Annotated in this window: 15 protein-coding genes and 2 pseudogenes; 5 read left to right on the top strand and 12 right to left on the bottom strand. The window is 58.0% G+C overall.

The window, feature by feature from the left end; genetic code table 11:
• The first annotated feature begins 8 nt into the window (after positions 1-8).
• Together AC1VNY_RS04840 and AC1VNY_RS04835 are read left to right on the top strand one after the other, a co-directional pair.
• A complete protein-coding gene (locus AC1VNY_RS04840) occupies positions 9-851 on the top strand; it encodes an isocitrate lyase/phosphoenolpyruvate mutase family protein (protein ID WP_482404319.1) in 843 nt (280 codons plus the stop codon).
• Between the two features lie 379 nt (positions 852-1,230).
• Positions 1,231-2,139, top strand: coding sequence for a LysR family transcriptional regulator (locus AC1VNY_RS04835; RefSeq protein WP_482404318.1), 909 nt, complete (start codon positions 1,231-1,233; stop codon positions 2,137-2,139).
• 264 nt (positions 2,140-2,403) lie between these two features.
• On the opposite strand, the gene AC1VNY_RS04830 is transcribed toward AC1VNY_RS04835, so the two are convergent.
• From AC1VNY_RS04830 to AC1VNY_RS04820, 3 genes are all read right to left on the bottom strand, one after another.
• Positions 2,404-2,928, bottom strand: a complete 525-nt coding sequence (locus AC1VNY_RS04830; RefSeq protein WP_482404317.1) for a DUF2285 domain-containing protein — start codon at positions 2,926-2,928, stop codon at positions 2,404-2,406.
• 67 nt (positions 2,929-2,995) lie between these two features.
• The gene (locus AC1VNY_RS04825) at positions 2,996-3,187 is read right to left on the bottom strand and encodes a transcriptional regulator domain-containing protein (RefSeq protein ID WP_482404316.1); all 192 of its coding nucleotides are present in this window, start codon (positions 3,185-3,187) and stop codon (positions 2,996-2,998) included.
• A 166-nt stretch (positions 3,188-3,353) separates the two neighbouring features.
• The gene (locus tag AC1VNY_RS04820; protein WP_482404315.1) at positions 3,354-3,632 is read right to left on the bottom strand and encodes a DNA -binding domain-containing protein; all 279 of its coding nucleotides are present in this window, start codon (positions 3,630-3,632) and stop codon (positions 3,354-3,356) included.
• A 783-nt stretch (positions 3,633-4,415) separates the two neighbouring features.
• On the opposite strand from AC1VNY_RS04820, the gene AC1VNY_RS04815 reads away from it, so the two are divergent.
• A complete protein-coding gene (locus tag AC1VNY_RS04815; protein WP_482404314.1) occupies positions 4,416-4,640 on the top strand; it encodes a helix-turn-helix domain-containing protein in 225 nt (74 codons plus the stop codon).
• 22 nt (positions 4,641-4,662) lie between these two features.
• Here AC1VNY_RS04815 and AC1VNY_RS04810 read toward each other — a convergent pair whose 3' ends face one another.
• Positions 4,663-4,863 carry a hypothetical protein gene (locus tag AC1VNY_RS04810; RefSeq protein ID WP_482404313.1) on the bottom strand — a complete coding sequence of 67 codons (201 nt, stop codon included), beginning with the start codon at positions 4,861-4,863 and terminating at the stop codon, positions 4,663-4,665.
• A 179-nt stretch (positions 4,864-5,042) separates the two neighbouring features.
• On the opposite strand from AC1VNY_RS04810, the pseudogene tnpC reads away from it, so the two are divergent.
• Positions 5,043-5,709, top strand: a pseudogene (gene tnpC / locus AC1VNY_RS04805) (IS66 family transposase); the annotation flags it as partial.
• 180 nt (positions 5,710-5,889) lie between these two features.
• On the opposite strand, the gene AC1VNY_RS04800 reads toward tnpC, so the two are convergent.
• The 8 genes from AC1VNY_RS04800 to AC1VNY_RS04765 all read right to left on the bottom strand — a co-directional run bounded on the left by AC1VNY_RS04800 (position 5,890) and on the right by AC1VNY_RS04765 (position 19,092).
• The gene (locus AC1VNY_RS04800) at positions 5,890-6,636 is read right to left on the bottom strand and encodes an SDR family oxidoreductase (RefSeq protein ID WP_482404312.1); all 747 of its coding nucleotides are present in this window, start codon (positions 6,634-6,636) and stop codon (positions 5,890-5,892) included.
• A gap of 881 nt (positions 6,637-7,517) precedes the next feature.
• Positions 7,518-9,431, bottom strand: a complete 1,914-nt coding sequence (locus tag AC1VNY_RS04795; protein WP_482404311.1) for a UbiA family prenyltransferase — start codon at positions 9,429-9,431, stop codon at positions 7,518-7,520.
• Between the two features lie 1,589 nt (positions 9,432-11,020).
• Positions 11,021-12,031 carry an NAD-dependent epimerase/dehydratase family protein gene (locus AC1VNY_RS04790; protein ID WP_482404310.1) on the bottom strand — a complete coding sequence of 337 codons (1,011 nt, stop codon included), beginning with the start codon at positions 12,029-12,031 and terminating at the stop codon, positions 11,021-11,023.
• A complete protein-coding gene (locus tag AC1VNY_RS04785; protein ID WP_482404309.1) occupies positions 12,028-12,465 on the bottom strand; it encodes an EamA family transporter in 438 nt (145 codons plus the stop codon). Before AC1VNY_RS04785 ends, AC1VNY_RS04790 begins: the two co-directional genes overlap by 4 nt.
• 25 nt (positions 12,466-12,490) lie before the next feature.
• Positions 12,491-13,903, bottom strand: a complete 1,413-nt coding sequence (locus tag AC1VNY_RS04780) for an FAD-binding oxidoreductase (RefSeq protein ID WP_482404308.1) — start codon at positions 13,901-13,903, stop codon at positions 12,491-12,493.
• Between the two features lie 972 nt (positions 13,904-14,875).
• Positions 14,876-15,253 (bottom strand): hypothetical protein, encoded by a 378-nt coding sequence (locus tag AC1VNY_RS04775; protein WP_482404307.1) that lies wholly within the window; start codon positions 15,251-15,253, stop codon positions 14,876-14,878.
• Positions 15,254-16,208: 955 nt separating this feature from the next.
• Positions 16,209-18,008, bottom strand: coding sequence for a hypothetical protein (locus tag AC1VNY_RS04770; protein WP_482404306.1), 1,800 nt, complete (start codon positions 18,006-18,008; stop codon positions 16,209-16,211).
• A gap of 883 nt (positions 18,009-18,891) precedes the next feature.
• On the bottom strand, positions 18,892-19,092 hold the full coding sequence (locus AC1VNY_RS04765) for a hypothetical protein (protein WP_482404305.1): 201 nt from the start codon (positions 19,090-19,092) through the stop codon (positions 18,892-18,894).
• A gap of 85 nt (positions 19,093-19,177) precedes the next feature.
• Here AC1VNY_RS04765 and AC1VNY_RS04760 point away from each other — a divergent pair.
• Positions 19,178-19,559, top strand: a pseudogene (locus AC1VNY_RS04760) (transposase); the annotation flags it as partial.
• Between the last annotated feature and the right edge of the window lie 576 nt (positions 19,560-20,135).

Here is a 20,135-nt window from a genome sequence, read left to right as displayed (position 1 = left end):
GCGCCCGGATGGCCGAGACTGGCCTCGTTCACATCATGGCCGCCCATAGCCCGCTGTCCGCGATCCTCGCGCAAGAAGCAGGATTCGACGGCCTGTGGGCCTCCGGCTTTGAGTTGTCAGCGCTCTATGGTCTCGCCGATATGAGCCTGATCTCGATGACGCAGCATCTCGATATGCTGCGGGCGATCGCCGGACGCACGACGCTGCCAATCGTCGCCGACATTGATACCGGCTATGGCAACGCGATCAATGTGATCCATGCCATCAGGGAATACGAGCGCGCCGGCGCGAGCGCCGTCGTCATCGAGGACAAGACCTTTCCGAAGGTGACGAGCCTTGCTGCCGGCGGTCGCCAGGAGTTGCTTCACATTGAGGAGTTCCAGGGCAAGATCAAGGCCGCCGTTGCGACAAGACGCAACCAAGATTTCCTCGTCATTGCCCGCACCGAAGCGCTGATCGCAGGGCTTGGCGAGGCGGAGGCTCTGCGTCGGGCGAAAGCCTACGTGAAGGCTGGCGCAGACATGATCCTGATCCATTCGAAAATGAAGGACCCTTCCGAAATCGAAAGCTTTTCGCGGGCCTGGCCCGGATCGGTTCCGCTGGTGATCGTGCCGAACGCCTACCCGGATCTCAACGCAGACCGAGTCAAAGCGCTCGGGAATATCCGCATGATGATCTACGGCAACTACGGCATCCGCGCTGCGGCTACTTGCATGCAGGAGACCTTCCGCCGGATTATCGCCGATGGCGGCGTCCAAAACGTCCATAAGGATATTCTGCCAGTCGACGAGATTTTCAGGCTTCAGGAGATGCATGAGGTCAAGGCCGCTGAAGCTCGCTTCCTTCGCTGAAGGCCACTCTTAGAATTCTCCGTAACCAGCAAGACCTTGAAACGATCCTCGACGCCCCACTAATCGGACGCCATTCCGATGTTGTCGGCAACACTCCGCTTCTTTCTTAAAAATTGCGGCCATCGCCGGCAGGAACAGCAATCGCGTCGATCATGGTATCGCCGCCTGAAGCTGCAGCTCTGAAGAAAGTCGCCAACGGTGATCAACGTTTGCGATCACAAAAGTGTACGGATCGTACGGCGAGACGATTTTGTGCGCGAAATAGCCTTGATAAGCAGTGATCCCGCTATCCACATCGCATAATGTGATGGAGCATTCATGCTTGGCAATGGCCTGCCGCCGCAACTCGCAGTCATTCCAGAAGCGACCGGAGCGGAAGATGGCTGCCGAACACGATGAAGTGCCCCTCAATGCAATTCGGGCATTTGTCACCATTGCGCGAGAGGGAAGCGTGACGCGGGCGGCTCATGCATTGGGAACAACGCAGAGCTCGGTTAGCCGCTATCTGGCCGTGCTGCAGGGCTATCTCGGCACGGACCTCATCGAGCGCCGCGGTCGGCGGAGTGAATTAACGGAGTTCGGTCGGGTTTTTGCCAATACGGTGGCCGAACCACTCGAAACAATCTGCTTCACCGCCAGGAGAATGCGCAGGCGCAATCGTCCTGACGCCAATCGGATTGTGGTCCGCACGTCGCTTTCTACCTTTGCTTCCTCTGTTCTGATTCCAAATCTGCAGGCATTTTCCGCCGAGGTCGGCGGCGTCACGGTGGATGTCATCAGTTCGCTCTCTCCGCCGGCGTCTTCCGACGACTTCGACATCTTGATCACACGCGACCTTTGCGTCATCGAACCGGCAGACAATTGGGAAATCTACAATGAGGCCCTCGTCTGCGTAGGATCTCCGGATCAAGTCGCGGGAAAAACGCTCTCAATTGCTCGTTCAATGCCAATTCTGAACATCACATCCCGGCCCGACATCCTGCCTACATGGCTGAGGGCAATGAACCTCACTGCGAAAGACATAAAATCGGGAGCTCGATACGATCACAATTACTTAGCTCTGCCGGCTGTCATGACGGGCAAATGCCTGCTGGTCGCGCCTGAAATCATTGTCAGCGAGCTCGTGCGCACAGGAGCGCTGCATGTGTTACCGGGATCGCGCACGCCAAGTGGCATGCAGTATCGGGCCTACGCGGTCGATCGCAGTGACAATCCCGAAATCGCGCGCGCCTTCTGCCGATGGGTCGCTCGGCTCTGCAAGAAGACTGCGGTTTCGGAAGCCGCCTAACAACCTATCCAACGACATCAAACATTCGATCGATGGACTGGATTTGAATGCATTCGCTCAACGTGGGATATCGAGTATCCGTTCAAGCGACGCGACGAATGGTGCAGACGGTTCTGCTCCCCTTGCCTTCGACAATGTCTTTTCCGCCAAGCAATAGCGAGCCGAATGCGAGGCGGATACCGCGCACCTCGATGACCACGGTCAATGATTTGCTAGCTGGCGCTGTCGACGGCCGCAGCATGCAGCTAGCCGATCAGCCAGAGCTCAGGAGGTGTCGTCGCTGTTTTTGCCCTTGCGACGGAGCAGGTCGCGGTAGCCGCCTCGCATGAGACGGAGCCCCATTTGGACCAGGCGAATGGTCCGGCTGCGCAGATCGTGCGTTTTCCAACCTCGATCGGGAATGCGAGAGTTGCCAAACAGGCCTTGGGCGATGTTGCGATAGCTGTTGCCTTCCAACCACCCATCCACTGCACGCAAAGCCAGGATGTGCCGATGCCGGGTTCCGATCGATTGAGCAAGCGGAGGCGATCCAACCGGGCGCTGTTCGAGCGCCAACCAGAATCGGTGCGCGGCCCGCAAGCGGAGGTCGAAGTTGCGCTCGAGTGGCAGATCGACGGCAACCAATGAGCCGCGCGGTAGAAGTTCTGCCACCCAAAGCCGATGCTTCGCGCCTCCGAGCGGGACGATGGCATGCCATCCATCCGGCGCTTCACGGAGCTCGCAGCCTTCCAGGTCAGCGAAGTCAAGATCGTACGGTTTGGACGTAGTCGAGCGGATCGCCGTACGCACGGTTAGCACGGTCGACAGCGCCTCGGGCGCCCAGAAAACGGGTTGTTTGTCGAACGCCTTTTGCGGATCAGCTGGGAAACGTCAGCCCCCACTTCCGGCGGAAGTGAACTGTCGCGCCAAATTGTTTGCGCCCGCGCTGGCTCCCGAAGTCCTTTTGATACTCGCGATCGCGGCGCAGCCACTCCCAGGCGATGTCGGCCGTGTCTGCCTGCTTGACTTCGTGGTATGCGCTCTCTGATCTCCAGTCCGCACCTGACATCGCACTCTCTTCCCCTCATGTTCTTCATGCACACGCAAGGATACTGCAGCCCGACATTTGTGACGATTTCTGGTTGTGCTCTTGCAGCTATTCAGTGTTGATGCATTTGCGCGATGGAACGTTCGACTTTTGCGATTGGAGCGGAAACAACTCCGTTTCGAACGCCTTACCTTTCGCCTTTCGGCCATCCCTGACGCAGGAGATCACGATAGCCGTGACGCGCCGCCCACTGGGCGCGAGCCAGATGACTATCGTGAGCACGGCGCGCACGATCCGGCTCAAGGATCGGATCTACGCCAAGCACAATGCGCGCGACCTCGCGCCAATCAGCGTTATCGGCTTCGGCATCGAGGAGACGCATATAGGTAACGGCGTGCTGCTCGTCGTATGGTGTAAGCTCGGGCGCGCTGGGCGCCAAATCTGCGATCTTCGGATCGGCCGGCACTGCCTGGAACTCCTATCAAACCAAAAAGCCAATAAAAATTGGGGGCGATGCTAGCCGCACTCACGGCATCTTGGTACCGACAAATTGTCGCGAGTCGCACGAATGTTTCCCGCAGAATCTCTGTTTGAACGTACAGCAATATCCGCGCGTCCGTTGTTCCATCGTATACCTCCATTTCGCTCGTCCCTATTTGGTCAGTTTGGACTTGACCATTGGTCCAGTTCGCGGGACGCGATTTGATGTCCTTCAAGCGCCCGCCCGCTTGTTGCCTGTTAGATGGGAGGACACGCTTGATTTGGCGGGCAAACCCGTTGCTTGGTCGCGGGCTGATGAGTTGGCTGTTCGGGCCAGTCGGCTGGTGAGAACGTTATTCTCAGTTTCGAACTCCACGTGGCCATTTGTCATCTGATCGCGCCGCCGCGAAGAAAGCGCGGTTGTCTCCGATGGTCATCCATTTTGCGTTGGCGAAAACGGCCAACGAACGGTTCGCGAGCGCGGGGACTCGTCCCGTTCGACAGGCTGCACGGTCGGAGCGACCTCTGCCCGGTCGAAGTGGCGGCTTTCACATCAAGAGGTCGCCAGCGGGTCACCAAACGCTGCGTGCCATCGGCGGTGAGCACTGACTTATCTAGAGCAAGATCAGCAAGGATTGAGGAGTGGGCGCCCGACGATCTTCCGCACGCGCAGCAGATTGACTCAGTTTCGGTTCACAACACGCAAGAGATGACGTTTTGTGAAGTATATCGAGGTGCAGTATATTGAGCAACTGGCTTCCTTTCCCGCATGGACCTGCGGGAGACATTCGCCACTAATTTGCGTCGTTTGCGCAATGCGAGGGGATGGTCCCAAGACGAGCTTGCATTCGAGGCCAAGATAAGCCGAGGCTATTTGAGCCGGCTTGAAAAGGGCGAGTACTACGTCAGCATCAAGATCATAGGCCGGCTTTCGGAGAAGCTCGATGTTGAACCCGCTGAGTTCCTGAAGCGGCCCGCAAAGAGGGCGCGCTAGGTAGGCACAGCCCAATACGCGTCTACCCAATCCATTTCTGCAGGTCTTTTCCGTAGGCCTTGAAGGCCAGACTGCGTGATTTTCGGCGGCCCGGTATGGCTTTCCCGGCCAACATGATCGAGCCCCGACGCGGGAGCACGTCGACGCGGTCGTTGGAATGGTCGCGACTATCCCCGCGCGCGGCATCGTCAAGACCCAGTTCGGAATGGCCGAACACCTTCAAATGGTTCGCCAGCACTAGGCATCGAATTGGCTTGATGCAGTTCCGAAAAGAGAAAAATCAAGGCGGCGAGCCATCCAGGGTCAAAAATCTGAGAAGGTGCGTGCGCAAGTTCGCCCGTCTCTCGAGCGGATCAATCTTGGCGACATGTTCACAAGGCCTGATACGCCCAAAGTGGAACCTTCGAGCCGCTGTTCGACCCGCAGAAGAAGGTGCTGCCGATTACGCCGGCGTTTTGCTTCGCCCATGCGGCGGGGCTTCTTCGAGCTGGCTGACATCGAGAAGAATGCCCGGGAAGGCAAGAGAGGTAAACCCGTCTCGCCGATCGCGCTGGAGGCGGTCAGGCGCCTGGATGCGTTGTTCGAGATCGAGCGCGCCATCAACGGCTGCGGCGCCGAAGAGCGGCGCGCCGTGCGCCAGGACGAGAGCAAGCCGCTCCTCGGGGACATGCACGCCTGGTTGTTGCGTGAGCGCGAACCCCTCTCGCGCTCCTCCGAGGTCCTGAAGCCTATGAATTACATGCTCAGGCGCTGGGACGACTTCGCCCGCTTCCTCGACGATGGCAGGATCTGCTTGACCAACAATTGTGCTGAGCGCGCATTGAGAGGCATCGCCTTGGGAAGGCGCAACTGGACCTTCGCCGGCAGCCAGCGTGGTGCCGACCGAGCCGCCATCATGCTGACGATGATCACGAGCTGTCGTCTCAACGACGTCGATCCGAAAGCCTGGTTCGCCGACGTACTCGCCCGCATCGCCGATACTCCCGCATCGCGCCTGCACGAACTGCTGCCCTGGGAATGGAAGCTCCTGCGCAAAGCCGACAAACCCGCCGATCAGCAGGCCGCCTGAACTTCACGCAACGCCATCATGGAGCTCGCCGTGCTGGCGCATGCGTCAATCGAGCGGTAGTCGTCGTATGCGTACCAGCATGCAGCCGGCCAAGAGCTCAGGAGCTACCGCTCTTGTTCTTGCCCTTGTGATCGAACAATGCGCGATAGCCTCCCGCATGAGACGCAGCTGCCAACCCGGCTACAACTTAAGTCGTTTGAAAATCCGCTCTGGCATCAGGCGAATGATTAGCATGACGAAGAACCATATGGATCGTGCGTAAATCACGTCCTTGCGCCGGTTTACGCCACTCAGCACAGCTTCACCCAGCTCGATAGGGACGGCCGTGAGCAAAGGCGGCAGTCTCATATGGCTGGTCATTCTGGTTCGAACGAAGCCGGGCTTGACGGTCATCACATGAATGCCGCTGTTGATCGCCAGACGATTTCGCAAGCCGGAAAGAAACCCTGCTAACCCCGCTTTTGCGGAACCATAGACATAGTTGGAGCCCCGTCCACGGTCTCCTGCAACAGACGAGATTCCGACAATGGACCCATGTCCGCGTGCGACAAATCTTTCCGCAAAGAGGCCGAGGATGAGGGACGGGCCTTCGTAATTTGTTCGCATGATCTCCCGAGCATGATCAAGGTCGATTTGGGCGCGCGGCTGCTCACCAAGAAGACCGACCGCTGATATGACGACGTCCGGAAGGTCTGGCAGAGCGTCGACAAATGTTACAAATGATCCGGTGTCGAGTACGTCAAATTGATGGATGCTAACTTGGCTACCCGTGCGAGCCGAGATGTCGTCGGCCTCGCGCTGTAGATGAGGCAGCGAGCGTCCCGCGAGCCGCACCGTCCAGCGGCTCCGGGCGAAGGCGAGCGCTGTGGCTCTGGCAATTTCTGACGTACCGCCCAGGATGAGAACAGCTTTTTCAGCTTGTGCCATCGATCCCTCTCAAATTCCAGTTTGTTCTGCGAAGGCGCGACCTTAGTTTTCAGACCACGTCTCTCCTCTTTCGGACTCGCGGAAGAAAGAAAGATCAGGATAATCTACTTCAAAGATCGCTCGTGGCTGCCGGTCGTCCCTTGCCAGATAAAGCCTGCCGCCTGAGGTGACGACGAGCTCGTCTCGTCCAACGAGGAATGAGCTGCACCCGGTTCTTTTGACACCGGCTTAAGCTAATCCAGCGTTGCGCTTCTTCAGAACAACCAAGAATGAGGATCCGCCACGTCCTTCCAACGGGACGCAGCCGAACCGTCGCCTTGAGGATGGTGCGCTTATCCCATTCCGCCATTGTCAATCGAAACAGATCGGAATGCTGGTGATGCGAAGCAAAACTCGTTCCGCCAGAAGTACGAATAATAGGCTCTCGACAGAGTCCGCAAAGCCCACCTCACGGTGGCGGTACTTGCCGACGGATATCGGCTGTGATCACGCCGTCCAAAGTGCCGACACTTTTGCCGGGAGCGACTTATCGATGGAGTCCGCGCACCAGCGCTACCTACAATTAGGTCACGGAAGCAAGCTTGCTTTTGCGGCCCCCCTTCATCGGGTCGAAAGCTCGCATCAGATGGGGTGATCAAGCGTGACCGCCTGGTGAACACCTATAGCTGCGCCTCCGTAGGCGCGGCCATTGCCGCCTGCAATCGCCTGGTTGCCGTTAGGCATCGCGCGTTGATGGCATCAGTGGTGCCTGGGTGGATTACTTTGGTGTCGATGATAGGATATTGGCTCCAATCCAAAATCGCTGCCACTGTTGTCAGGTCCTCACGGCTCGCCTAGATCGCAAGAATAGGATTTCGACGCCTTAGAAAATCTAGAATCCATCAAATGGCGAAGATAACGACGGCGGCGATGGAGGCGATGGAAACTGCGCTTATACGGTCCCTCAGTGCAAAGACGATAGGATCGTCGTCCATTCGACGCCGGTGCGCCATCATAAGCGCCCTGCCTATCCAATACAGAAGAATTGGACAGATGAGCCATAGTGCCTTCGGATGTCGATAGAGTAGCTGCACATCTGGCGATGTAACATAGAGTGCAAAGATTGTGATAGCGTTCAAGCCGGCTGCAGCAGCTAGAGCGGCAACGATATCAAGGTCGCCAATCCTGTAGTCACGGTCTGGACGATCCGGGAGGCCGCGGTCGAGCCTTTTCGTCAGTTCGACGTAGCGCTTGATGAGCGCTAGCGATGTGAAGATGAACATGGAGAAGATGAAAAGCCACTGCGAAATTTGAATTTCGGCTGCCGCGCCACCGGCGACAATTCGTGTCGTGTAGAGCATCGCCAGGACAATCACGTCCACGAGCATCTGGCGCTTCAAATAGAGAGAATAAGCACTTGTTAGTACAAAATAGCCAACGAGTACGCCGACAAACTTAGGCGAGATTGTCGCTGCCAGCATCAGAGAAAATAGGAGAAACACCGGAACCATAAGCAAGCCGGTCTGAAGTTGGAGGAGGCCACTCGCAAAGGGGCGCGCGCGCTTGCTAGAGTGCGCGCGATCCGACTTAAGATCTAGCAGGTCATTCAGGATGTAGACCGCTGACGCGCAAGCGCAAAAAGCTAGAAAGGCGATCGCATCTGCGATGATGTTAGCCAGCGCAAATTGATGTGAGGTCGCCAATGGCACAAAAACAAGAACATTCTTGACGTATTGGTGGACCCGAACGGCCTTAAACCACGCCAACCTACCCGCATTTCCGCCATCCAATGCGCAGTAGTTGCCCTTGAGCGCGACGAGGCGATGCTTTACTGAGTTAGAAAGGCCAACGCCGTATGCCTTGTCAGCAGTCTCCCAGATCGGGAGATCTGAGGGAGCGTTTCCGATGTAATCAAATCCTTTCTTACCGAAGGCAGCTGTGAGTATCTCGGCCTTCAAAGCTCCCGACAAATTCGTTTCCGCGTCAGAAGCAAACCAACCGTCGAAGACGCCCAAGTGACCCGCGATTGCTTTTGCGTGCTTCGCGTTGGCTGCCGTAGCGAGGTAAACTCTTCTGCCCCGCGCTTTGGCTGCCAAGATTAACTCCATAACGCAGGTATTGTAGGGAAGCGTCGCGTAATCCAGTTCGGACGCGTGGGCAAGATGATGCTTTACGGCCGCTTTGCCGTTGGCTGATGCCTGGATCGCTGCAAAATTCGCACGGAACCCTCTAGGAAAAACGTTCAAAAAAGTCTCGTAGAGCAAATCAGTTAGCAGTAAGGATCCATCTAAATCCGCCACCAACGGTTTATCGCGGGGAAGCTCTATATCTGCGGCCTTAGTATGATCGCTGGAGCGCCGGATACCATTCAGAACATTTAGTAAAACATTTTCGAGGTGGATCGGACGGCCGATATACGCAATGCGACCTCCTTGGTCGACGACGAACGCAGTAGGAATTCCGCAAGTAGAACTGAGTTCCATCCAATCCTGGTTCATTTCTCTCGTGTAGTCGAACGCGACACGAAAGTTCAGACTTGGAACATTTTTGGTCAACCACGCTCCCAGCTTGGTTTGGGCCACGTCCGCCGTTAGAGCACGCTCATGGGCTGCCACTCCGATAACCTGAAGCCCGTCGTCTTTGTATTTCTCTTGCAGCTGCGCCAGATGGGACATCGTCGCGATACATGGCATGGACCAAGTTGCCCAGAATTCGACGACGTACACGTTCCCGGGCTGGAAGCTCATGAGGGGCTGGCCGCGTAGCCAGGTCTCCGCTTTGACTGGAGGAGCTAGGTCCCCCACACGCAGCACCATGTTATTCTCCAGTGCTCTTGCCGTGCGCTGACCGACTTCATGCGCGAACTTGCTTCTCTCTCAAGGACGGGGGCTCACCGTTTTTTTTAGCAAAGGAGACCATCGCTCCTTTTGCGCGTCTATGTGTACTCGCCCTTCGACCAGTGTCGCCGGTCTCATAGCAACGGCCATGCCAGGGTCGTTGCGTGTGTTAAGCTCCTGATTCGTTTTGAAAGAGTTTGTACGCCGCAAACGAGCGGCCATGCTTTCAACCGGATAGCCGTTGCATGTTGTCCGAAACCGGACAAGGATTGGTGTGGTTAGGGCAATTCCGCTGCCACTCTCTGTGATTGATTGACTACGCGACGGACGAGCGACTAGGTCAGTCAGAAGTTTCTTCGGATTGCTGTTTTTCCTTCTCGGCGGTTAAGCCGTCGGGTTCCATTCACTCCGTAACAAGCGTCGCGATCGCGACGACGGTTATGACCGCAGCACGAAAATGGCCGCAGAAAGCCTCTCGAGTTACGCATGGCGTGCGGGCACGGCGCTCGCCGCCGTCCCAGCGTTAATTCCCCTCATTTTCCCGCCAGTTTGCTTTGTCAGGCAATCTGGCTCTTCACGAAATCGTTGCAAGACAAAGGTGATGCCCTCCGCGAGAAGACTGTCGAGAGCATCGATGAGGTCTCGACATGGTCGCTGCAGATCAGCGGCGGCACGAGCCGAATTAGGTTGCGGCTTTGTTCGGTGAAAGCGACCAGCACATCTCAGTCGCGCAGCAGCGAAGCGGGAGGGCCAGCCGCTCCGTTTATCGTCGAGCATGCTGGCCGCGGCACCGCGAGCAATTCATGTCGCCATCGCGCCTGGCTATTGTCGCCGCTATGGCGCTCTTGCTTCACCGGGCGACTTCGTCGGCGTCGTGATCCGGCACTACGCCTAATGGTCGAAGGCCTGGAGTCGGCAGGCACGACCACACCTCATGGGCGCCCCTGATCAGGCCGTGCTGGTCATAGAGTTTACTCAGCTTCTGCCAGTATTCGGCAAGCGCTTGAACGATGCCCCCACCGCCCCCTTAGAAGGAATTCTCGGCATGGACGATCGGACGATCTTCGGCCGAGCCGGCCGCGCTGCGCGTTCGGCGGGCTTGAGCGCGGATTGGATAGCCTCGGAGCCGGAGAACAACCATGTGAAGGTCGCCCGACGACCAGGCAGCTATTTGTGCGAAAGTACCGCCGCACATCGCGACGTAAGGCGACAGCAATCTCGTGCCGCTTCTCGTCCGGCAATCTATTCGGCGCCGCGATGATGCGCGGATGGCTGTGGCTCAGCGCCAGAAAAGTCAACCCTGCCAAAGAAATCCAGTATTTTCCAGCCGTCCCGGTCGTGGTAGTGCATGCTCGCGGTGCGCTGAACCTTCACCTAATGAAAAGCCGAGCAGCTTCATGAAGTGCAGTTAGCCGGGATTGACGTGGATTTTGATGAGGCCTCCTTCATCTTGGCGAGGGACAACGCCTCGACGTCCTTGACGGCCGTCGGATCGGGCAGCACACCGGGCGCGCGCCTCCACCAACGGGTACACATCGTTCGCGGGAGGCTTGGCCATCGGAGAATTCTTACCCGGATGGAGCGTGTTCGGGCGCGGCGACGGCCTTGCCGTCCTTCTTAGCGCGGTATTGGCTGTAGGCGGCGATCAGCATGTCCTCGTCGCGGTATTGCGGCACCCAACCCAGGTCCCGCTTGCCCTTAGAGACGTCGAGCACGCAGATCTCGTCGGCAATCAGGTACTGCTCGGGCTCCATCAGCGGCATGTTGACGAGATCGAGCAGGTCGAGCGTGCGCTTCACCGCCCAGGCGGGTGTCGGCAGCAGGACCGATTTGGAGCCTGCGTGCCTAATTAGGTCGCCAAGCAGCTTGCGCACCGGTGGAGGGTTGAGCGAACCAAGATTGTAGGCCTCGTTCGGCACGTTCGCTCTCCAAGCGAGCCGCGCGGCTTCCGCACAGTCGAAGACGGAGATGAACTGGTAGGGGTTCTTGCCCGTACCGATCATTGGCACCGGAAGGTTCCGGTCAATCAGCTTGAACAGCTTCTCCAGAATGCCGAGCCGGCCAGGACCGATGATCAGGCGCGGCCGGAACAGCGAGATGCGCATGCCGCGCGTGCGCCATTCTTCCGCCATGCGCTCGGTCTTCAGCTTCGACAAGCCGTATTCGCCAAGGGGCCGGACCGGATGTTCCTCGGTCATCGGATGGACAACGGTGTGGCCATAGATCATGTCGGTCGTGAAATGGACCAAGCGCGGCGCATCCACCTTCGCCATGGCTAGAATGATGTGCTTCGTGCCGTGATAGTTGACCGGCCAGAAGAACTCGTGCCGCTTGGCGCGCACCTGGATTGGCGACAGCATCTTGGCCGACAAGTTGTAGACCACGTCGCCGGACTTGATGCCAACCGCCGAGACCGAAGCAGGATCGGTCACGTCGCAGCGCACGAATCGCACCTTGCCGTAATGCGGCAGTTCACTCTTGTTGATATCAGCGACGACCACTTCCTCACCATCGGCCAGCAGTTTTGCGGCGAGGTGGCGGCCGACGAAGCCATCGCCGCCGAAAATAAGGTGTCTCATCGTGCACGCCCGCTAGTCTTGATGGTGTCTGGAGTGGTCGTCGCAGCGGTACTGTCTGCAAGGCTGCGGCCGCTCTGGGCGATCAGCACGGTGCCGGCGCAGATGAAGCCGATGCCAACGATACGGAATGCGCTGAGTTCCTCGCGGAACATGAAATGGGCGAACACCGCCACCGCCACATAGGCCAAACTGAGGAACGGATAGGCGAACGACAGTTCCACCTTGGACAACACGTAGATGTGCGAGGCCATGGAGATGACGATGGTGAGGAGGCCAAGGAAGACCCAAGGGCTGACGACGACTTGCAGGACCTTCAGGATTGGATTGACGCCTACGAAGGACAGCGGCCCGAACTGCATCATGCCATATTTCAGCATCAGTTGCGCGGCGGCGTTTGTCAGGACTGTAAAGAGCACGAAGCCGATATATTTCATGTCTCCCCCACGGCCGCGCCTTCGATCACCGGCCCGATAACAACCGCGATTCAATTGAATGAATTCGCGCTTTGCGTGTCCCACGAATTCCTTCACTCAGCCGCGAGCACCCACTTGTCTCCGTCGACAGCCGCATCGCCGTGCGGCGCCAGAAATCGGACAGGAAAGCAGGATCGCGATGCGCCTCGAGGTTGCGCCAGGCCGGAAACGAGGCGGCGAAGACCTCGGGCGCCATACGTGCGTCCTTGTAGGGGTTTACCGCGCCGCCGGCCTCGACAGTGATCCGGTCGAGCCGCTCCACTAGTGCGAGCGTCTCGACTCCGCGATTCGGAAAATCCAGCGTCAGCGTGTAGCCCGGCCTTGGGAATGAGATGAGCCCTGGCGAGCCGACGTCGCCGAAGCGCTTGAGCACCGTCAGAAAGGAGCCGTGGCTGGCCTCTCGTGACGCGGCGAGCAGAGCCGGAACGATCTTGCGCGCCTCACCGTCCGGAATGACGCTCTGGTGTTGGTAAAGCCCTTTCGGACCGTAGAGCCGGTTCCAGTCAGCGATGCGGTCGAGCGGGAAAAAGAAGCCCTGGTAGCCGGTCTTGTGCTTGCCGCGTGACTTGCTCTTCTTCCAGCGATAGGCGCTGTTGAACAGATTCAGAAACGGGCGGTTCAGTACGATCACTGGCGTCCGGAATGGCACGCCGAGCCCCTTTCGCGCAACGCTTGCCTTGCGCGCGCCATATTCGGCATGATTGCCGGTGATCAACAGCCCGCGCCCTTCTCGCCGGACGGTGGCCAGCTGGTCGGCCCAGGCAACAGCATACTCGTTGGCGTCGTCGGCTGCCTCTGCGAGATCGAAATATTCATCTAGGCCGCGGAAAGGCGTGATCTCCTCCTCAATGTCGAGTGACGGCACCCGCATTAGGCGCACAGTGGCCGAGAGGATCAGGCCGGTCAGCCCCATACCACCGATCGTCACCCCAAAGAGCCGGGACTTCGAGCCTCGCTTCAGGCGGTGGGTCCGTGCGTCCGAGGTGAGCAAGGTTAGCGCCTCGACATGGCAGCCGAAGGTGCCGCGACGATGATGGTTCTTGCCGTGGATATCGTTGGCGATCGCGCCTCCCAACGTAACGAACTGCGTTCCGGGAACGACCGCCGGAAAGAAGCCGTGTGGCGCGACGTGGGCGATGATGTCTGATAGCAACACGCCCGCTTCGGCCTCGATCATCCCGGTCGCAGGATCGAAGGCCAGAATACGATTCATCGACCGCATGTCGATGAGCGCGCCATGTCCGTTGAGGCAGCTGTCACCGTAGCTGCGGCCGTTGCCATATCCGAGCAACGAACCGGCTTCCGCGCTGCCGGTCTTCAGCAGCGCAATCGCGGCTTCGGGGCCGAGCACTTTCGGTACGGCCGGATCGGTCAGGCCGAAGCTACGATAGGAGATCATGGCATCATCACCGCGATCATGAGAAGCAGCACGCTGGTGCGCCCATGTGTGAGCCGCGCCGGTCGCTGATAAGGAAGACTGCTAGTGTGAGTCCAAGAAGGCATCCTCTAACATTTCGACACTCCCGTGCGACTATCGCCGGCCCTGATCCATTTGTAGAAGGGACAAGGCAAGATGTGCGCCAAAGGCAAAGGTCAATAGATAGAAGCAAATCGATCGGATCGGCTGCGTCGTATGTCCGACATTCGTCGGGCGTCCGACATACTGAGCGACATTCACCTGTTGCTGGGCGGGTTGCCAAAGTTGACCGCTACAGTCAGCGACCTGCGACACCCAAGCATGACGTAAGAGCGATGCAAAACGAACGATTGCTGCACGGCTGGAGGGTCAATTTGCGGCGCTCGTCTGGCCGAAGAAACGGTGATCTCGGGATATCTTGCCGAAAAGCAAAGTGCTTGCCGACGCCCGACGAGGACACCGGAGAAGCTGCGCATCGAGATGGATCTGTCTGGTGGAGGGTTGTCTTTGCGCTCGGCATAGGTTGCTGAATAGTTCCGCGGAAGGAGCCTTCAATATAGACGAAGCACGATGCCGAGCCAGCGATGCCACCCATCAAGCCGAGTTTCTGCGGTGAGCGCAACGCTACCCTAGGTTCTTTAGTCTGCTTATTGCTGCGATGAATGACCGAGCAACTTTGTAAGCGAAAGCGATCTGCCCGCCCCTTCTCCAGAAACGGTAGGAAGCACTTTTTCCCTCTGCGCTATATACTCCCCACCGAGACCGACGGCCAACCAAACCAAAAATGCAACCACCCAACAGGGATTCGCGAAACCAGTTCGAACGCCCTAGCGATCGCGATAGCTCCCCGGAGGTTTGGACGTAACAACGGCCGCATATTCAAGAATAGAGATAGGAGTCGCACATGGCACGTCCGAAAACCGACCTCTCCAGGTGCGTTCCCAGACCGTCGGGTCACGCCAAGTGTTTCCGATGAAGCTTACCCGATTGATCCTCATTACTCCACAGCTCGGCACCCAAGCGGCGAACATCAATGTCGCGGTTACCGCGCCCTAGGTCGGCGGCTTGCAGGTAGGCGTGTCGCAGTAGGTGTCGGACGCCGCATACCTTTTTGAACGTTATGAAACGGTGATGAGCATGAAGCATGACAAACCACCTTCGTGCAGCCCCGCAGCCTCGCTCGTATTTGTAGGCAGGAATCGTCGTGGCAACTGGGTTGCCCGCGAACGAAACGGTCTCTTTGGCGGCGTATTCGTGGAACGTGCCCAAGCGCTCAAGTACGCGCTGCTCGAGAATGGCCGTTGCAGAGAAGCCATCATCGAGGTATCGCACGAGATTGAGCTCGATATCCCGAGACGCGGATCGCCAGCGCGAGGTGCGTCCGATCGAAGCATATGATCGATATCATGATTGCACTACGGCAGACATCCAGTTTTAGATACTGAGAACATCGCGGTCAGCGACAGCATGGACACTCGATCTCTCACTAAGACGCCGCGGAATTTGTCGAGGCGAGGCGCCTCCAGCCGATTCTCTGGCATTGGGCGAGCCGCGTGGTCGAGCTGGAAACGCGGCTTGAACCTCTTCTGTTGCGGCTGCTGTGGACACGTGAGCAACGGCTTGGGCTTATCCGAGCGCAGCGGCATGTCCATAGCGTCACGGGCTCAGGTCCTTCGGGCGGAGGGCCGGTTTCGGCGCAGGCTCTCGCCGCAGAAGTCGAGCCGATGGGCGTTGTGGACGAAACGACCGAGAAGGACGTCGGCCGACCAGATCCGTCCCATTTCCAAGGGCTGTATAAGCGCGCTGCATGATTCGGAGCTGGTTTCGCGGACTTCATCAAGGCTAACGACCATGTCTTGGTCGCATCAAAGGGCCGAATACATGACCGCACCCAATCAGTTCAGCCATCAGGACAAACCCCTTGCAAGCCGGGACCATCCATACATGGAATGGACGCCAGTCGCGAGGGACCTGAGCGAAGACGAAAACTGGCTGCGCGACGTCGGCAATGGAAATCGAGGACGGAGCCATATTAGGTGTACGTTGGCGAAGACGGTCCTGACGTTCACTCACTTCGACGTCGAACATCTCATCGAGTTCATCCAAATCTATAGAGAAAATCCGGAATTGCTTAGGCGCTGGCCGTTAGACTTATCCAACCGAGCCCGCGGACTACGCCGGATGCGTACGAAATCGGCTTACCACCGCCCCTCGATCATGGGCTTGGGTCGAAGGTTGCTTTCCTTAGAGATTCTGCTTCCGAAGCCAGCCGCGAGGATCACAGCCTTCACGATCGGCTCCATTTTTGACGATCCGGCCGTTGTCGCCTGGCTTCACGACAGGATTGCTCCGCCAGCACGGCAGGACGCACGGGCTTCAACATAAACTGCTTGCCAGCATTCGGATAATCCCAATCAAAGACGGGCGGAGTGAAAGCAGCAGCGGCAACGTAATCGGCCTGCCCAGCTCCAAAGGAGGCCATGACGCTGACTTGATCAAGATGATATGTGCCCTCTGGCTCAATCAGTACCCACGCTTTGGCAAGATCGGCGCAGTTCTCAAGCCCGAGCGCTTCCACCGCGACTGCGTTACTGCCCGGCTGGCGTCCGACCAGCCATGGTAGACCAAGCGCCCGCGTCTCGAGCACATACAGCAGGCCCGGCGCGAGGCCGGTGAGATCGATCACCGGGGTGCTGACTTCAAGGCCGGCTGCGCGAGCCTGGGTTCTGGCAGAGTCCAAGTAGTCGCGGAATGGCCGCGAGAGCACCAATTTTCCACCACCTGGCATGGGCATGACAGCGGTATAAGCGCGCACATCTTTCGCCTGACGGTACGGCGTGAGGAGGCCACCATTGACTACTGATGCAGTAAGCAACTGTGCCAAGGCCGTCAGGGGCAGTAACGCGGCCACGCTGCGTCCCCGTTGCGCAAGAGGGCTCAGGAAGGCAACGACCGCGAGCATCCAGAACAAGGCATCCTTCGCGCCGACGAACCAGTAATTGAGAGCGGACCCCAGTGCGAATAGATGCGGCAAGACCACAAAAGTTAACGCTAGAGCGATGCTGATCGGCGCCTGGGCGCGCAAAACTAATCCCTCACGGTAGAACACCGCGCCAAAGCATGTGAAGGCCGGCACTAGAAACAGGGCCGAGAGCTTAATGCTGATTGGATCAGTCCCCCGCAGCGCAATCGCTATCGTTAAGATCAACACCGTAGCGAGAGGCAATGACGATAGCAACTTGTGCGAAGGCCCCATGAGCACGCTGAACAGAGTAGCTATCGCCGCGAACATAGCGATAGTGAGTTGCGAGCGATCGGTGGCGAGCCAGTCGATCCGAAACGTGCGAGACATATCGCGAGTGCCCAGCAAGATTTCCATCTCAACGCTGTTGATCATTCGATTCACAAACCCGGTTATGCTGCCGTCGATCAAATAGGTGGTCACGATCAGCAAAGCCAGCGCGACCAGCGCCGCGCCAAGCATCGGCAGCAGCGATGTTCGGTGCAAAACGACGACATAGAGCATAATGACGATGGCAATAGCCGCAGCGGTGGTTGCTTTGGCCATGAAGCAGCACCAGCCCCCAACGCCAATCAGTACCCACCCCAAGACCCGGAGCCCGGGCCTGTCAGCTAGCAGCAAGCCGATCCACACCACCATGAGCGATTGAAACGCCAGTCCGTAGTAATTGGGGGTGAGGAGCCAGCGCTGAAAGTCAAGTAGTGCTTGGCTGGCGATGCCTGCCGACAGCACCACCGCATGTGGCCAATCCGCCGACCAGAGGCGTCGTATCACAAGGAAGCTAAGAACCCAGCCCAGCGCAACGGTAAGCGTGACGTTCGCCATGCGAAGCACTGCGACATCACCATCCGCCCACTGATATGGCCAGTGATACATGAAGCCGAAAAGGGTCGTCGAAAGATTTATTCTGTAGGCGAAGGGGTTCGCGATGGAGTTGAGGTAGAAGCCCTCGTCAGAGAGATCGAGGCCATAACGGCTATAGTATAGCAACCAAGCGAAGAGAACGGCAGTGGTTACGGCGGAGAGAGCCAGCAAAATGCCGTCGAACAAGACTGGCAATGTCATTCCGTTGTTTGACATAGAACCGTTACCGTAAATGACGCCTATTCCAATGGATATCAGCCTCGCGGCGCTTCTAACTGACCTGAGCCTCGCAATCTTCTGCCAAAACTGGTAGCGTCTGATTATCTCTTGGACTGAGATCATTTCTCAGAGCCACCGCAAGCTAGACGTTCTGCACTTCTTTCAGCGAGAACCGAAGCTTGGACCACAAGAGCTTTGCGCCTCTAATCACGTTGGCGGGCTGATTGCGGGTGAGCGGCGCAGGCAATCTACCTCATCGGCGAGGCGGACATACGGTCTTACGCTTCCGACTTGACGAACTTCTGAACATTTATCGGGGGAGAATTGCCCGCGCTACCACAACGATCGCAAGATTCGGTCTCCACTCGCCCGCTAAGGCATTGGCCGGATGGAACTTGCGATCATTGTCCTTTCGCACAGGCGGCGGGCCACCGCGGCACTTTGCACGGCATCAGTGCCGAGGAACGTCGCGCCGGAGCTTTGCAGCAAGTTCGATCGTCGCATCGAAGCTGGCCGATTCGCCGAGAAACTCGGCGATCTCAAAACGCGCGGCGATCACCAGCCAACATCACGATTGCTGTAGTCACGATACCGAGCAGCATCGCGGCCGGACTTCCCGGGAAAGTCGTTGCGGCTGAGAGATAGCCAATCCGCACAGTTGCTGTGCTGCTGTCACAGCGAGGCCGGAGGGATTATGGACACGATTGCCACCTCCCGCGCCGTCTGGTGAGCGGCGAATGCGCTTGTACCTCGTCACAGAGGGTTTGAGTGGTTGATTTCGAGCTATATGAGGATTGGGATTTCTTCTGGAGGAACGAGGAGCCCGATGCTTCGGGCGACCGGGTTGACGTCGGATCAGACCGGCTCATTCGAGGGTGACGACCATCTGGTGAACCGCAGGCGGGCTGACACGAAAGTGGCGCTGCATGTCAGCTTCGGCGGGGGCGCACCGGAACATGTGCGAGTAGGCATAAATGAAGGCGAGGTAGTCGTCCTTCTTGTCGGTGAAGCCTTGCGCGGCGGGTCGGCGAGCGGCGCCTGATTTCCGATTCATTTGTCGATTCATGCCGCTCTCCGACAAGGGGGCCGAGATGAATATACCTTATCGGGTCGAACTGAGCCAAGCTGAACGCGACGAACTGACCGCGATCGAGTTCGTCGATGTCCATTATCCCGATGCCGAGTGCATACCCGTCGTGCTGGACAATCTGTCGATCCACTCCCCGGCGCCCTCTACCAGGCCTTCGCGCCCGCCGAAGCTCGCCGCATCTTGCAGCGCCTGGAGTTCCACTACACCCCCAAGTACGCCAGTTGGCTCAACATGGTCGAAATCGAGATCAGTGTCCTGCGTGGCCAGTGCCTGGGCCGCAGGATCGACGACCCCAACCGCCTCGTTGCCGAAATCGGCACATGGCAACGACAGCGCAACGCCGCATGCGCACGCATCAAATGGATGTTCACAACAGAAAAAGCGAAAAAGCCAGCACCAAAAAAATGGGCCGCGCTTATCCAAATGCGTCCAAAGAGTCATAATCACTGTGACAAGGTACCAGTGGCAGCTGCGAGAACTCGATTCGTAAAGGTCAATGTGCTCACGTGGAATGTCGTAGCTCGACAACCGTCGCAAATCCGACAGTCAGCATCAGTCTCATCAGCCACGTGGACCGCCCTTGAGGCAGGGCGGCGCCAGTAAACTACGGCCAAGTGTAAGGTCTCGCCAGCCACGGTCGCCGGTATCCCAGCGCCGGAGATTAAACTGGATAAGTGGCGTGGGGTGCCGCCGAACAAGCGCCGCTATAAGCGCGAGAATCGAGGTGAGATCAATCAGGCTCGAGATCAAAAAGCTCAGCGTTTCATCGCGTAAACCACCGCATCACCAGCGACCGTACCGGCCCCTAGCAGTAGCCCTGCCCGGACCGGAGATACTCCTGATGAACTCGACGCCTGGTCGCGATACACGACTCGGCTGAGAGAGCGCCCCACTTCTGGTAGGGTACGAGCCTCTTTAAATGCGCCGCCCGCGGACATACTCGATCAACGGCAGAGCGCAGCTGCGTGCATTGGAAACTCGAGATTGCTTCTTCATGATGAAGTGCGGCAGCTCCGCGA

The sequence above is a fragment of the Bradyrhizobium ferriligni genome (assembly GCF_056837965.1).
The sequence above is the reverse complement of the archived record's forward strand: the minus strand, read 5'-3'. Positions and strand labels throughout refer to the sequence as shown.